Origin of the sequence: Undibacterium pigrum (assembly GCF_003201815.1) — a bacterium.
Classification (GTDB): domain Bacteria; phylum Pseudomonadota; class Gammaproteobacteria; order Burkholderiales; family Burkholderiaceae_D; genus Undibacterium; species Undibacterium pigrum.
Genome location: NZ_QJKB01000007.1, coordinates 1 through 14,831, shown reverse-complemented (window position 1 = coordinate 14,831; position 14,831 = coordinate 1). Strand labels below are relative to the sequence as shown.

General features: G+C 52.0%; 12 protein-coding genes. 7 read left to right on the top strand and 5 right to left on the bottom strand.

The window, feature by feature from the left end; all coding sequences use genetic code 11:
- Nucleotides 1-319: 319 nt before the first annotated feature.
- From DFR42_RS18930 to fusA, 3 genes are all read right to left on the bottom strand, one after another.
- The gene (locus DFR42_RS18930; RefSeq protein WP_110256604.1) at nt 320-1,999 is read right to left on the bottom strand and encodes a methyl-accepting chemotaxis protein; all 1,680 of its coding nucleotides are present in this window, start codon (nt 1,997-1,999) and stop codon (nt 320-322) included.
- A gap of 133 nt (nt 2,000-2,132) precedes the next feature.
- A complete protein-coding gene (locus tag DFR42_RS18925; protein WP_110256603.1) occupies nt 2,133-2,633 on the bottom strand; it encodes a chemotaxis protein CheW in 501 nt (166 codons plus the stop codon).
- 501 nt (nt 2,634-3,134) lie between these two features.
- The gene (gene fusA, locus DFR42_RS18920) at nt 3,135-5,210 is read right to left on the bottom strand and encodes an elongation factor G (RefSeq protein WP_110256602.1); all 2,076 of its coding nucleotides are present in this window, start codon (nt 5,208-5,210) and stop codon (nt 3,135-3,137) included.
- 622 nt (nt 5,211-5,832) lie between these two features.
- On the opposite strand from fusA, the gene DFR42_RS18915 reads away from it, so the two are divergent.
- Nucleotides 5,833-6,609, top strand: a complete 777-nt coding sequence (locus DFR42_RS18915; RefSeq protein WP_110256601.1) for a hypothetical protein — start codon at nt 5,833-5,835, stop codon at nt 6,607-6,609.
- A gap of 128 nt (nt 6,610-6,737) precedes the next feature.
- On the opposite strand, the gene DFR42_RS18910 is transcribed toward DFR42_RS18915, so the two are convergent.
- On the bottom strand, nt 6,738-7,928 hold the full coding sequence (locus DFR42_RS18910; protein WP_110256600.1) for an MFS transporter: 1,191 nt from the start codon (nt 7,926-7,928) through the stop codon (nt 6,738-6,740).
- A gap of 109 nt (nt 7,929-8,037) precedes the next feature.
- Between DFR42_RS18910 and DFR42_RS18905 the strand changes: the two genes are divergently transcribed.
- From DFR42_RS18905 to DFR42_RS18880, 6 genes are all read left to right on the top strand, one after another.
- Complete coding sequence (locus tag DFR42_RS18905; RefSeq protein ID WP_110256599.1) at nt 8,038-9,729, top strand: ABC transporter substrate-binding protein; 1,692 nt, start codon at nt 8,038-8,040, stop codon at nt 9,727-9,729.
- A 201-nt stretch (nt 9,730-9,930) separates the two neighbouring features.
- Nucleotides 9,931-11,298 carry a tetratricopeptide repeat protein gene (locus DFR42_RS18900; protein ID WP_110256598.1) on the top strand — a complete coding sequence of 456 codons (1,368 nt, stop codon included), beginning with the start codon at nt 9,931-9,933 and terminating at the stop codon, nt 11,296-11,298.
- 238 nt (nt 11,299-11,536) lie between these two features.
- A complete protein-coding gene (locus tag DFR42_RS18895) occupies nt 11,537-11,980 on the top strand; it encodes a DUF5675 family protein (RefSeq protein ID WP_110256597.1) in 444 nt (147 codons plus the stop codon).
- Between the two features lie 657 nt (nt 11,981-12,637).
- Nucleotides 12,638-13,021, top strand: a complete 384-nt coding sequence (locus DFR42_RS18890; RefSeq protein WP_110256596.1) for a hypothetical protein — start codon at nt 12,638-12,640, stop codon at nt 13,019-13,021.
- Nucleotides 13,005-13,904, top strand: coding sequence for a hypothetical protein (locus DFR42_RS18885; protein WP_110256595.1), 900 nt, complete (start codon nt 13,005-13,007; stop codon nt 13,902-13,904). Before DFR42_RS18890 ends, DFR42_RS18885 begins: the two co-directional genes overlap by 17 nt.
- Before the next feature lie 251 nt (nt 13,905-14,155).
- The gene (locus tag DFR42_RS18880; RefSeq protein ID WP_110256594.1) at nt 14,156-14,674 is read left to right on the top strand and encodes a tetratricopeptide repeat protein; all 519 of its coding nucleotides are present in this window, start codon (nt 14,156-14,158) and stop codon (nt 14,672-14,674) included.
- Here DFR42_RS18880 and DFR42_RS18875 read toward each other — a convergent pair.
- Nucleotides 14,675-14,831 (bottom strand): transposase (locus tag DFR42_RS18875; protein ID WP_146218891.1); only part of this gene is annotated, 157 nt, incomplete at its 5' end.

Sequence of the window (14,831 nt, the reverse complement as noted above, 5' to 3'; positions counted from 1 at the left end):
CACTAAGCTATTGCACAGCAAGGGCTGAAGTATCGCACCCATCCAAAACACCAAGAAAAAAGCCAGAGCACCCGCCCTGGCTTTTTTCATAATAGCTTGCCAACAACAGGCAAACCAGACTACAGCTAGCCCATCATCCACATTCAACACAGCTTACACAAACGACGCCTCATCCGCGTCACAAGCCGCATGACGCACATAGACAGGTCTGGCTCAAACATAACCGGGCTGGCCTTGCACAAGATTGCCAGCACCACTTCTTTAGTGATGTGCTACTGCCGCGCCTACGATACACAGGCCCCGGCACGAACTGGAATTATCAAGCAGCCCTGTACTGCAGTTGCTTGCCTCCTGACTTGCCATCGTTCGCCCTGGCTGGCTTTACCTGAATTGCGCGCTGGATGCTGACCGATCTTGAGCGTGTCGATGCCTGGCCAGCTTCATTGAGTTTGAATACGCTGAGTGCCTGCTGCAAGTTCTTGCTTTCTTCCGCCAGGCTGTTTGCGGATGCGGCGGCTTCTTCCACCATGGCTGCATTTTGCTGTGTCAGCTCATCCATTTGCGTGATTGCCTGGTTCATTTGCTCAACACCGTCACTCTGCTCGCTGCTGGCATTGCTGATCTCATGAATAATGCTGGTCACATTTTGTACTGACAACACCAGTTGCGCCATAGTCCTGGCTGATTCCTCGACGAGCTTGTTGCCAGTGTCAACCTTGCTCATGGAGTCACCGATGAGTGTCTTGATCTCTTTGGCGGCAGAAGCAGAACGCTGGGCAAGATTGCGCACTTCACTGGCAACGACCGCAAACCCGCGCCCTTGTTCACCTGCCCGCGCTGCTTCTACAGCGGCATTCAATGCAAGGATATTGGTCTGGAATGCAATGCCATCAATCAGGCTGATAATGTTTTCTATACTCTTTGCCGAGTCACTGATCTCATGCATGGTGCTGCCAACCTTGTTGACCATATCACCGCCCTGCTGCGCCACCTTTGATTCTGCCTCTGCCAATTGGCTGGCTTGCGTCGCACTATCAGAATTTTGTTTGATGGTGGATGCAAATTCTTCCATGCTGGCGGCAGTCTCCTCCAGATTGGAGGCTTGTGATTCGGTGCGGTTAGACAATTCAAGATTGCCATCGGCGATCTCTCTACTGCCAAGGGTGATGGAATTGACATTGGTACGAACATCACCAATGATGGACACAAGATTGATATTCATCTGCCGCATGGCTTGCATCAACTGCCCCATCTCGCTGTCGTCACCTTTGGGTACTGCCGTCGTCAGGTCACCTCCAGCCATGGTTCTGGCTGCCAGAATGGCTTGTTGCAGCGGCTGGATGTAGGCACGGTGGATAGTAAAGGTATTCCAGGCAATCAGGATGCCTGCCAGGCACAAGGCTGCCAGGTCAAACAACTGCAGGCCAGTACGCATGAATTGCGCCACACTGCCAGCCAGGATGACAGCAAAAATAGCTAGCATGCCCAGCACCAGTTTGCTGGTGCCAGACATTTCCAGTGCACGCTGGACGCGGCCCACCAGGCCAGTGCTGATCAATTGTCCATGCCGTAATTTCATGCTGCCAGATTTGTCTTCACGCATACGCTGATAGAGTTTTTCAGCGTCAGCAATCTCGGCGCGGCTGGGCTTGGTCCTGACCGACATATAACCCACCACCTGGTTTTTCTCGATGACGGGTGTGACGTTCGCCCGCACCCAATAATGGTCACCATTCTTGCAACGATTCTTGACCATGCCATCCCATTGCCGTCCCTCTCTGACAGAACCCCACAGATCGGCAAAGGCCTGCACCGGCATATCCGGATGGCGCACCAGATTATGCGGCGAGCCTATCAGCTCATGCTCTTCAAAGCCGCTGATTTCAATAAAGGTGGGATTGCAATACAGGATATTGCCCTGGAGATCAGTTTTAGAAACGATGGATTGACCATCCTTGACTTCAACTTCTTTCCCGCTGACTGGTTGATTGTTACGCATAAGAGTAACCTCATTCAAAAATTCATGCACAGTGGATGAAACAATGAAATTGCGAACACGGAAAAACAAAGAGGGGGGTGATGGCGGTGGACAGTGGTCACCTATCATGAACCGGCACGGCATGCAGGTGGGATCAGGAACTATCGACTTCGGATTCGTCGGCGGACTCGACTTCGTCCAGCAAGAGCAAGTCCATATTAATCAGAATGAGCATACGCTCATCCTGTATCCCTAGCCCTGTGACATAATTTGCATTGATGTCTGTATGAAAGTCAGGTGCAGGTTTGATTTGCGCTGGCGTGAGCGCGGTCACATCAGAGACGCCGTCTACAACGACACCAACGGTGCGGCCCGCAGCATGCAAAACGATGACGACCGTGGAGTCGTTATAACTTGCGCTTCCCAGTTTGAGCCGGATGCGCATATCGAAAATGGGCACGATCACGCCGCGCAAATTGACCACACCTTTTACATATTCAGGCGCGCCAGCGATCGTGCTGACAGGCTCGTAGCCACGCAGTTCTTGCACTTTTTGGATATCGACGCCGTATTCTTCGCTACCGAGACGAAAGGCAAGGTATTCACCAGGTATATTGGAAGTATTGCTTGACTGGCTGCCTGTATGAGTTGCCATATTGCACTCCAAATCCACAACGATCACTGGCCACAAAGCGGGCCCGGCCGAAAATCCAGGTCCCTTGCCGGGGAATTGGACACATCTTTGTATCTATACAAAATCAGTGGATTTGGGGCAGAAATCAGGTGATCAACAAAATGCCGCAATGATTTGCAGTTACGCCTGAAGAGAATTGCAAGCGTCACTTCATCACCAGATTTTTGCTCCGGCAAACAGATGGATAAACCGCCTGCTGGCCCTGTTCAATCAACAGCTCTTAAACCCAGCGTAGTGCATTTTAAAATGCACATATTGATCTACGACAACACTTCGCACATCGAAAGACAAGTTGCTTCCATGATAGTAAAAATAATAAAATTTGAAAGACAATTTAACACTTTATTGCATAAAACAACAAAAAAGCCAGAGCACCGGCCCTGGCTTTTTCATACTACTTCGTGAACAACAAAACAAACATGCCGCCTGCCTGTTATCCACGATTGCTACAGCTTGCACGCCTTACACAAACGACGCCTCAGCCACATCACAAGCCGAATGACGCGCGTAGACTGAGCTCGCAAATGCCCTGCCCTGTGACAAGGAACGCAAGTCATTCGTATGACCGAACAGCCTGGTCAGGGGCACATCGGCCACCACTTCAACACGACCTGTGTTTTCTGTGATGCCCAACACGCGGCCACTGCGTCTTTGCAAGTCACCGATGACATCGCCGGTATTGATGGCGGGGGCATCGACAGTCACTTTCATGACAGGTTCAAGCAAGACCGGGCTGGCCTTGCGCAAGCCTGCCAGCACGGCTTCCTTGGCGGCGATGATGAAGGCCATTTCGTTACTGTCAACGGCATGGAAATCACCATCGAGCAAAGTGACTTTGACGCCTGTCACTTTTTGCCCCAGCGGGCCTTGTTGCATGGCCTGCTGTACGCCTTTTTCAACAGCCGGGAAAAACGCCGTCGGTATCACGCCGCCTTTGACGACATTGGCAAAGGCAAAATCGCCTTCATCCAGCAACTCAAGCCGCACGACAACGCGGGCATACATGCCTTTGCCGCCGTTTTGCTTGTCGAGCTTGCCTTCTGCTTCGACCATACGCAGACCCATGGTTTCCTTGTAAGCCACATGCGGCGCGCCGACACGTATATCCACCGCAGCTTCACGGCGGGCACGTTCGAGCACCACATCCAGATGCAATTCACCCATGCCCCACAAAATAGTCTCGCCAGTCTCGACATTGTTTTCCAGACACAAAGACGGATCTTCACGACGGAACTTGTCGAGTGCAGCCAGCATCTTGGCACGGTCAGTGCCACTGCCTGGTTCAACCGCCAGCGCCACCACGGGCTCACCCGCATGAATGGTTTCCAGCGTCCACGCTTGCGCCTTGCTGGACAAAGTTTGCCCGGTCAGCGCGTCTTTCAGGTTGGCGATGGCGATGATACTGCCCGCGCCAGACTGCGTGGTACTGGTACGTTCATCCGCATGCACGACATACAGACGGCCTATGCGTACAGAACTATCCAGGCTGGCATTCCAGATGGTTTCACCTTCATGCAAGCTACCACCATAAATACGCACAAACGCCAGCGAGCCATGTTCATCATGCGTGACCTTGAACACCAGCGCGGCCAGAGGATCAGCATCGCCAGTTGCCACGGTCACACTTTCACCATTCAAGGTAGCCACAGGAGCAGCGCGGTCGTCAGGCGCAGGCAGCCAGTCAATCACGGCATCAAGCAGCGGTTCTATGCCTGCGTTTTTATACGCAGAACCTGCCAGCATGGGCGTGGCTTTTCTGGCCAGCGTCAGGCTACGCAAACCTTGCAAAATTTCTGCATGGGTCAGCGTGTCGTTCGCCAGATAGGCATCCGTCAATGCATCACTCGCTTCTGCCGCAATCGAGGCTGCATAGGCATAAGCCGCCTGGGCTTGCGCCTGCAGTTCTGCAGGCAAAGCCAGCACCGTCATATTGCCCTTGGCATCCCAGTGCAACAGACGCTGTTGCAAGACATCGATGACGCCACCAAACTCGTCCGCCGCGCCTACAGGTATCGCCAGTGGCACAGGGCGCGCACCGAGTTGCTTGCGCACTTGTTCTGTGACACGGGCAAAGTCAGCGCCGGTCTGGTCCATCTTGTTGACGAAGATGATCATGGGTACGCCATGTTTCTCAGCCTGATGCCAGACAGTCTCGGTCTGCGGCTGCACGCCAGCGACGCCGGACAAGACGGTGATGGCACCATCAAGCACGCGTAGAGAGCGTTCAACTTCTATCGCAAAGTCGATATGGCCTGGTGTATCAATCAGCGTGAATTCATGGCCGTTCCAGACACAGCGGGTCGCCGCTGCACCAATGGTGATGCCGCGTTCTTTTTCCAGTGCCATGGTATCCATGGTGGCATTGCCTTCATGGACTTCGCCAGTGCGGTGGATTTCGCCGGTTTTAAACAGGATGCGTTCAGACAGCGTGGTCTTGCCAGCGTCTATGTGCGCGATGATGCCAAAGTTGCGCCAGTTGTTACGCGCAGAGTGAGCAGATGCCTTGTTGGAAGCGGCACGGGGGACAGTGTTCGTCATGATGATCTTTCATAGCGAGCGGTCGTGGGGTTGTCTTGGTGACAGCGCCGCGGGGCCATGCGACCACCCTTATTTCAGTGGACCCGCGCGCGTTCTACATCTGCTGACTTCATGTTATATGGCTCCTCAATGAGAGAATGTTTGGTACTAGTTACAATTAAAAGTGCTTACTAAAGTGGTGCTGAGTTTTTGGTTATCAAGGGCAAAAACAAAGTACCGGAAACAAAGTGCTGGAAAACAAAAAAGGCCCTTGTGGGCCTTTGTTTTTTTTCTGATTCAATCTGATCAGAGTTTCAACGGGCACACATCAGCGGCCCCGGGATGTCGTCTGACATGCCGGGAGGGCGGAGGTAAAAAAGAGTATGCTCAGTGTTTTCATCTTTATAGAATAATCCTGTTTTTATCAGTTGTCAAATGGGTTCCTACTGATTGAGCAACAGGAAATGCGCACTTTTTCGCAACGCTTCATAGAGCAGATAACTATATTTTCGCATTGAAGTATGAGCCGATAATAATTATTGATCGACCTGATATAAACTGCCTATCTTGATGATGTAAGGCAGAGTGTAAGCATCAGAAATCAGCCGGTAGAGTACATTGAAACGCCGAACGGAGCAGTGTCATGAACTACCAGGAGTTTAAGAAAACCTACTTCAAAACCTTGACAAGCCGTATGGCAGAACTGGGGTTTATCAAAGGGAAAAACGATACGCCAATATACTGGCGCTTTCCATGTGACGACCAAAGGCTGGTCTGGGTGATTGCTTTTAGTTTCTCTGCGAGAGGCAATCCCTATTTCAATATTTTGATTGGTCCGTACTGGATGGGATACCAGTTGTCGTCTGGCGACTCTTTCCCTCGCTGCGTTGGATTCAGCCGCCATTTATGCGCGGGCGGTATCGATGCGGGATCAACTTCATGGACTGCTGCAGAAAGTCAATTTGAGCGTGCGATAGACACTATTGCCAGGCATGGCATCACATTTCTTGGTCAATATGATTCCCCACAATCTTTGTTAGCAAAACAGCCGCGAGGAATTTTGGCCTTTGATTTAGGGGAATATGAGCTGGCCGGGGAACTTCTTTTCCGTGAACTGACAGACTTGTATATCGCTGACTATTCACTCTCCGCTTGCTCCAGGGTTGGGCAACTCATGCATAAAGAAGAATTGCAGCGTACCGAAGCGTTGTTTAATGAAACTGCAAAGTTTTTGTCAAAAGAAAGCGAAACCAATCAACGATTGCTACTGGCTAAAGGCGCAGCAGCAATAAGGATGATCAATACCCTGCGCAATCATCTCAAACGAGATCCCAAGTCTCGCTGGCTCAAAAGCACACTCAAGACCTGCGAAACTCAAGTGCTTGCCAGCGGCTTGCTCATACCCAAACCAGTACCATAGCCCGTGTAGCCCTTGCAGGAGCGGCTTTAGCCGCGAAGATGTCGCCGTGTCTATTGCTCTGCCCGCACCATGAATTCGCGGCTAAAGCCGCTCCTACAAAACATGAATCACAACTATCTCTACTCCCCCTACTCCACCCCATAAACCGCAGACACCCGCGTCCCCACCACCAGCAAGAAATGCGTGGCCGCGCAGGCACTCAATATCCAGGCCAGTGGCAAGTCCCCCACCAATGCGCCAGACAACACCAGGCTCACTGGCATCAGCAGTTTGAATAGTGAACCGGTCAGGCCGGATATGCGACCTATGTAGCGGCTGTCTGTACTCTCCTGGCGATAGCCCCAGACGCAGACGTTACCGATGACGGTGCAAAAGCTGTTGATGGCCAGTGCCAGCAGCAGCAAGGGGATGCTGTTACCCCAGGCCAGTAAGAGCATGGAGCAGGCTTCGACGCCCAGTTCCAGTGCCAGCAGGCGGCCCAGGCCAAAGTGCTGGCGCAGGCGGCTGGCGACCAGGCCGCCGATGACTCCGCCTATGCCTGCCACGCCATACATGAGGCCGACTTCGGCTGCGCTCAGTTGCAACTGGTCACGGGCGCGGAATAAAAACAGTACATCCACCACGCCTGCGCTACCATTGATGATGACCACCAGCCAGGCCAGGTGCCACAGGGGTTTGTTGGCGACCAGCACGCGCCAGCCATCGCGCCATTCATTCCAGAAGCCATCTGCATCCGGTTTGCGCACTGGTAGTTGCAAATCCCTGAGCAACCAGGCGGCCAGCAGCATCGCCAGCATGGGCAGCCACAGGCCCAGGTCCATGCGTATGGAAATCACGGCACCGGCCAGTGCCGGGCCAAGGATGCTGAACACCTGGTTTAGCACGGTTAAATGGCCGGTGGCAGGCAAGAGCAATTGTTCTGGCAGCATTTCCTTGAGCATGCCCATGCGGCAGATCGCATACACATAATGCAGGGTCATCAGCAGGAAGGCGGTGATAAAGAAAAAAGACAAAGCCCGCGCACCATTCTCCAGCAACACGGCCTGCATGCCGGTCAAGACGACGATGCCGACAATGGCAAAGCGTGCCCAGCGGCCACGGTCTATGCGGTCTACCCAGACGCCGATGAACATCGCCAGTAGCAGATTGGGCAATAGTTCAACGGCGCGCATGCCCGTCATGACCCCGGCAGATTGCGTCAACTGATAGAGTATCAGCGGCATGGCGAGCTGATAGATTTGCGTGCCCAGTGAAAAGCTGATGGTCGATGCATACAGACGGCGAAAGCTGGCATGTTGCCAAAGTGAAGAAGTAGACATGGAAACTTAAAAGTGAGCGGAATGAAACAATGCCGCTAGCGTATATCAAAGGCGGAAGCACAAAACGGATAGAATCAGGTATTTCTTTCCCCCTTTATTACCGGACAAAATGCGACTGCTAGATCACTTCCAGCGTCTGGCCGAATGGTATCCCGGCGCCCAGGCACCCGACCTGGCCCAGATCGCTGCGGCCCTGTGCTGTAGCGAGCGCAATGCCCGCCTGCTGCTCAAGCGCATGCAAGAGCAAGGCTGGATAGACTGGCAGCCAGGCAACGGGCGCGGCCATCGCTCACGCCTGAGCCTGCTGCAAGACCATGAGAGCCTGCGCCTGCAAAGGCTGCATCACTTGCTGGCGGATGGCAAACTCGAAGCTGCCTTTGATGGCTTGCCAAATGCCGGACGTGAACGCCTCAAGCAATCACTGCCCGGTTACCTTGGCAGTGGTCGCGCAGGCACTTTGCGCATGCCCTTTTATCGCCCCCTGCATGCGCTGGATGCCATCCACATCAACCGCCGCACTGAGCAGCACATCATCATGCAGATATGCGCTGGTCTGACGGAGTATGATCGTGCCAGCGAACAGATCATCCCGGCGCTGGCACACAGATGGGATGCCAGTGCCGATGGCCGTAGCTGGGAATTTATCTTACGGCCCGGCCTGCAATTCCACGATGGCCGCACTGTGCGCGCCGAGGACGTGGTCTATACCCTGCAACGCGCCCGCGATACAGACGGCCCCTACCGCTCCATGTTTGCCCACCTGACCGTCATTAGCGGCACAGAGCGCAGTGTGAAGCTGCAACTCAACAAGCCCGATCATTTGTTGCTGCATCTGCTGGCGCATCATGCTGCCGTGATCGTGCCAGTGGATGATGCACGGCGCGCAGATTTTGCCACGCTGCCCATAGGTGCCGGGCCTTTCCGGCTGATACGCAATAATGAACACCGGGCCACGCTGGCAGCGTTTGATGGCTATTTCCGCGTACGTGCCCTGCTGGATGAAATCGATTTATGGGTAGTGCCGCATGGCAGCCCCTTGCCTGAAGTTGACCTGCATCTGGCACATGCCTCGCCTGATCAAGTACCTGCAGCTGATGATAGCTGGTCACGAATACGCGCGCTGGAACAAGGTTGTGACCTGGTCATGCTGAACCCGGCACGCGCAGAATTTGCCACGCCTGCTGCACGCCTTGCAGTCGGCGCGTGGCTGCGTACCGCGGCGGCTGAACTGGCCGCAAAAGAAACCCGCCCCATGGCCTTTGGCATGCTGCCGCAATGGCGGCATTTACCTGAGCAAACTACAACCACAGCACCCACCCTGCCTGCCCACCTCGACGTCGTGACTTATGAACTCGACAGCCATATCGCCCTTACCTATTGCGTAGCAGACAGATTGCGCGAGGCAGGCGCCGATGTCAGCATCCACATCCTGCCCTTCCCAGAATTTGGCCCCTACGGCTGGCGGGACTGGGCGGACGTGGTGATTGCCGGTGACGTGCTCGACAATGACATGGAATTTGGCCTGTATAGCTGGCTGGCCGGAGAATCACTGGTCAAGCAGATGACAGACAAAACAGCGCGCAACTGGCTGGCGCAAGCCAGCACAAAAATCGCCGCAGAGGCAGACGCGACAAAGCGCGCAGCATTCATCGAAGCCTGCTTCGCCCGCATGGTCGAACAAGCCTGGATACTACCCATGCGCCACACCCGCCACGGCATAGACTATGGCCCGCAACTGGGCGGCGTAACCCTGGCCCGCTGCGGCTGGATGGATTTTCGCAAGCTGTGGCTGCGGCCTTGAGGTGTGTCAGTAAAACCGGCTAAGCAGGAATAACTAAGTAGAAGCAGCGTTAGCCGCGAACCTGTCACCGTGTCTATCGTTGTTAGCTATATCGGGCATTCGCGGCTAAAGCCGCTCCTACAAAAAATCCAGCGCAACACCTGACGCACCTCACTTATTTCATTTACAATAAATCTTTGTCCCTCAATTTCTCAAACGTCCATGCGCAAAATCATCCGCCTCCTGATGTTGTCAGGTGCACTCCATGCGTCTCTTGCTTATGCAGATTTTGACGCCGGATTTAAAGCGGCAGAGAAAAAGGATTTTGCAACTGCACTCAAGGAATGGCAGCCACTGGCAGAAAAAGGCAATAGCGTAGCGCAATTTCATCTGGGCGTCTTATATGCAAAAGGCCAGGGGGTACCGCAAAACTATGCCAAGGCCGCAGAATGGTATCGCAAAGCTGCCGACCAGGGATACTCCGGCGCACAGCACAACCTGGGTGCTTTTTACTATAAGGGGTGGGGGGTAACAAAAGATTATAAGCAGGCTTTCATTTTGTTCAGCAAAGCCGCCGCGCAGAATTTACCCACAGCGCAATTCAGGCTTGGCGTCATGTACGAACTTGGGCAAGGTGTTCCTAAAAATTCTACAGAGGCACTCATCTGGTTCCGCAAGGCAGCTGAGCTTGGCGATGCAGAGGCCCAAGTGCAAATGGGCCACATCTACTTTACTGGAACAGGTGTCACCAAAAACGAAGCGCAAGCGGCGGCATGGTTTCGCAAAGCGGCAGACCAGGGGGATGCAGATGGCCAGCTCAATCTGGCGTTTATGCTAAACAATGGTGAAGGTATCAACAAAGATGCTCAACAAGCTTTTGAATGGTATCTCAAAGCAGCAGAGCAAGGCCAGGCCATTGCACAATACAATGTGGCGCTCATGTATGACAAGGGCCTGATAGTGCCGCAAGACCATGCAAAAGCCTTTATCTGGTATGGCAAAGCAGCAGAGCAGGGAGACCGGTCCGCACAACTCAGTCTTGGATACCTGTACAGCCATGGGCGTGGGGTAAAGCAGGATCATGCTCAAGCGCTGGCATGGTACAGCAAGGCTGCCGCTCAAGGCCTTGCCACTGCACAATTCAACGTGGCAGCCATGTATCTCGACGGCGAAGGCGTGACACAGGATAACGCGCAAGCTTATAGCTGGTTTCACAAAGCCGCAGACCAGGGACATGCTGCCTCACAATTTTATGTAGGCATTTTGCACGTAAATGGAACGGGCGCACCCAGAGATTTACCTTTGGCCTTAAGCTGGTTTCGTAAAGCGGCTGATCAGGGCAATGGCGATGCCCAGTCAGCATTGGCGGCAATGTACGAGAAAGGAGCCGCCGTATCACAAAACAAGATCATAGCCTGCGCGCTTTATACGCTGGCAGCCAGCTCGGATACCTACGATGCCAAAGCAAATCGCGATAACATCCTGGCGACGATGTCTGCACAGTCAGCAGATGCAGCACAAAAATTATCGGTCCAGATGAGCATCCCCGGCAACCTGCTCAAAGCAATTGATCAGTATGCGCAACAGTGAGTGAATAGAGTGAAGGGATCAATTGAGCGAATCAGAGCGGCTCATATGCAAAACATGCGTCCCATCACCCGTGCTGAAATCAACAGCGGCATGATCATCAATCAGGGGTTCGCGGCTAAAGCCGGTCCTGCAAAGTCAAGTGAAAACCCTGATGCAAATCACTTACTTCATTTGCGATAAATTTTGTCCAAGGCTTTAGTCAGACATTAGACACATCAACTATCTTAAGGAGACAAGGATGCAGTTGCTTATCATACGTAATCAAGCATTGTCAGGGCCAAACGGAACTTTTGGCGAACTCTTTATCGATGGCAAATCTTTTTGTTTTACTTGCGAGCAACCCTGGAACAATAATTTGGCTAACAAGTCCTGTATCCCGGTGGGTGACTATCAACTCCTGCCCTATGACTCACCCGCTCACGGGCATACGATCGTATTTCACAATCCCAAACTTGGCATTTACGGTACCCCAAAAATGATACCAGCCGGCCAGCAAGGCCGCAGCCTGTGCGAAATCCATAATGCCAATTGGCCATTTCAGGTACAGGGTTGCATTGCTGTCGGTAAAGAGATAAAGGATATCAATCCTAATGGGCGCGGAGTCACAAGTAGTGTGGCGACATTTTCTGCCCTCATCGCACGTTGGGGCGACAGAAGCAATCTGACTGCCACAATAAAATAAAGAAGCCTGGATACTGCCCATGCGCCACACCCGCCACGGCATAGACTATGGCCCGCAACTCGGCGGCGTAACCCTGGCCCGCTGCGGCTGGATGGATTTTCGCAAGCTTTGGTTGCGGACTTGAAACAGTACATCTTGTCCACTGTCCGCATAGTGACGAAAGAGAAAAACTTAAGCGTTCCCTTTTCAGCTCATTTGACAATGCTAGCGCTAGCAGCGACTTCCACTTAAGCGTGCATCTATCTTCATGATATCTGTCACCAGACGCCTGGATGTTAACCTCATGTTGCCATTATTAATAAAGGACACCAGTCGGCTGATGCCCTCTATTGCATGACAATGACGAACTACCTGATGAGAATTTATTTATCTGATTTATTTAATAGGCCGCTCACGATCACACTGCACACAAAAGTTCCTGTCGTCCGGTAAGACATTCCCGCATTTGCATTTCCATTCCAATTTTTTGTGAGGCATTTTTACTCGACAATATTTCATATCAAAACCCTTTCGTATGACATCAAAAACAATGCTTGCCGTGGTGAATGCTGGCACTTAAAGAATATCATTTTTCAAAAACTTTAATAGCCTTTTTTTTCAAAAGACATTACAGTAGTACATGTGTAATTCACAAGAAAAATTGACAAGGAGAACATCATGTCTGACAGCAAGATGGGAGGCATCGTCACCCTTGGCGCAATCTTTCTCGTGGCCTCAGCATATTCATCCAAAACACCGCAGCCACCAGAAATTTGCCATGTCCCGCAATTAGATGGCAGCGTCATGGATGTACAAGTTTCGACGATACCTTGTGACCAACTGGTCCGCGACGCTCAGGCCGCCATGAATGCAGCGCGCCAAATTGTCATCCCAGAGAGGCTGACTATACAAGCACCTGCAGATGCGTCACCTGCTGCTGCCGCTGCACCCATTGGAGAAATATCTCAGGAAGAAGAACAAAAATTCAACACCCCTTACGAACCCGGACAAAATGCAGTAATTGAAACACCGCCAAAGGTGAAAGATGAAACGCAACAATAAACTTTTGTGGAATTCTTTTTTTACCTGCATCGTCCTGCTTGTCATTGCGGGGTTAAGTGGCTGTGCGACCAGCAGTAACAATACCTATACACCACCACCTGCTCCAGTTAAAGAAACACCCGTGAGAAAGCCTGCCTATCAATCAGAGCCAGGTACACGTAAGTACGCATTGTGCGAGATCAGCCCGATTGGCTCGTTAAAAAATGAAACTGCGATCAGATCATCCGCAATCATACGTGGAGACTGCAATCAATATAGAAAAGCTACAGGTGTGGTTGTCGGATTCTGGTGCAACAACCCGGAATGCAGACCAGCCAATACTCAGGATATTTCTCAGGTTCCCGGAAAAATCACAGGCGAAGCAGTCGATGGAAAGATCACAGGCCACGTGATACTTGTCTCCAGGCTGGGCGTATTCTATGGATTGATGAATCAAAAAGGAGAATATGACTCTGGCTATTTAAAGGTCAATGGAAATCTCGCTTTCCTCGGCAAATTCAATCCCGATGGAAGCTTCAGGCAGGGTACCAAGATCCTGCGAACCAAGAGCGGAGTAGAAGTCATTCATGCCGACAACTACATCAACAATAATCCGGATGGCTACACGCACAAGCTGCTTGATCAGAAACTGCAACTGTTCCACTGCTCTTATGCAGGCACATGTCAACTATATGTCAGAAGCAAAGTTGATGAACAGGTTTCTGCCGTATTGGGAGTCATACAGCAATCCTTGCTGGAAGACATGCTGCTTGCCCCACCTGCTTTCAAGGCACTTGGATTACTCGTCAAAAGTGCAGAAGCAATGAAATCGCTCATTGCTGCCCATAAAATATATGGCCGTGTATCGGACTCTGCAGAGATTGGGGGCATATTGCTGCAGTAACATCCCTCTGGATTGAATACATTATGGCAGACCTGTGTCACCGCACATTGTATGGCGTACAAAAAAATTAAAGCTTATTCTTCCTTTCCAAAAAAAACGAAAAAACACAATCACTGCCAAAACCAGGAAGCCGGGTTGCGGCCTTGAGCGCGTCAGTGCAGTCGCTGCTACAGAAATTGAAGTGCAACACCCGACGCCAACCACCTATTTCATTTCAAGTAAATCTTTGTTAATCACTTCTTAATCCATCCATGCGCAAATTCATTCCCCTACTCATGTTGTCAAGTGCGCTCCATGCATCGCTTGCTCATGCAGATCTTGCCACTGGATTTGCTGCAGCAGAAAACCTGGACTTTGCAACTGCACTCAAGGAATGGAGGCCACTGGCAGCAAAAGGCGATGCCACAGCCCAGTTTAATCTGGGTGTCTTGTACAGCAAAGGCCAGGGCGTGCCACAAGACTATAGCCAGGCCGCAGCCTGGTTTCGCAAAGCCGCCGACCAGAGAGACTTCCGCGGGCAGAGCGCCCTGGGCTACTTGTATTACAAAGGCCGTGGTGTGGAGAGAAACTATACCCTGGCATTCAATTATTTTAGCAAGGCAGCCGGGCAGGATTTTCCTGTGGCGCAGTTCAGACTTGCCGTCATGTATCAAGATGGACAGGGCATTACAAAAAATCCATCACAGGCACTGATCTGGTATCGCAAGGCTGCAGAGCAGGGCAATGCTGAAGCACAACTCAACTTAGAACCTGTTCGAGATCTTTTTTGATCACTCCCGGCGCAAGAGCAAAGTGAGGAAGGCCAAATTAACGAATTGCAAGCTGGTATTCAATTGCCGCTCACAGTTTTTCCAAAGGCGATGGCATTTCTCCAGCCAAGCAAAAGAGCGTTCCACCACCCACCGCTGAGGCATGACACTAAAGGTG

Excerpts from the sequence above, each read along its gene's own strand:
- DFR42_RS18910 (WP_110256600.1), bottom strand. The coding sequence starts at position 7,928 with ATGTCTACTTCTTCACTTTGGCAACATGCCAGCTTTCGCCGTCTGTAT.
- DFR42_RS18885 (WP_110256595.1), top strand. The coding sequence starts at position 13,005 with ATGAAACGCAACAATAAACTTTTGTGGAATTCTTTTTTTACCTGCATC.
- DFR42_RS18880 (WP_110256594.1), top strand. The coding sequence starts at position 14,156 with ATGCGCAAATTCATTCCCCTACTCATGTTGTCAAGTGCGCTCCATGCA.
- DFR42_RS18890 (WP_110256596.1), top strand. The coding sequence starts at position 12,638 with ATGTCTGACAGCAAGATGGGAGGCATCGTCACCCTTGGCGCAATCTTT.
- DFR42_RS18900 (WP_110256598.1), top strand. The coding sequence starts at position 9,931 with ATGCGCAAAATCATCCGCCTCCTGATGTTGTCAGGTGCACTCCATGCG.
- DFR42_RS18930 (WP_110256604.1), bottom strand. The coding sequence starts at position 1,999 with ATGCGTAACAATCAACCAGTCAGCGGGAAAGAAGTTGAAGTCAAGGAT.
- DFR42_RS18905 (WP_110256599.1), top strand. The coding sequence starts at position 8,038 with ATGCGACTGCTAGATCACTTCCAGCGTCTGGCCGAATGGTATCCCGGC.
- DFR42_RS18915 (WP_110256601.1), top strand. The coding sequence starts at position 5,833 with ATGAACTACCAGGAGTTTAAGAAAACCTACTTCAAAACCTTGACAAGC.
- DFR42_RS18925 (WP_110256603.1), bottom strand. The coding sequence starts at position 2,633 with ATGGCAACTCATACAGGCAGCCAGTCAAGCAATACTTCCAATATACCT.
- fusA (WP_110256602.1), bottom strand. The coding sequence starts at position 5,210 with ATGACGAACACTGTCCCCCGTGCCGCTTCCAACAAGGCATCTGCTCAC.
- DFR42_RS18895 (WP_110256597.1), top strand. The coding sequence starts at position 11,537 with ATGCAGTTGCTTATCATACGTAATCAAGCATTGTCAGGGCCAAACGGA.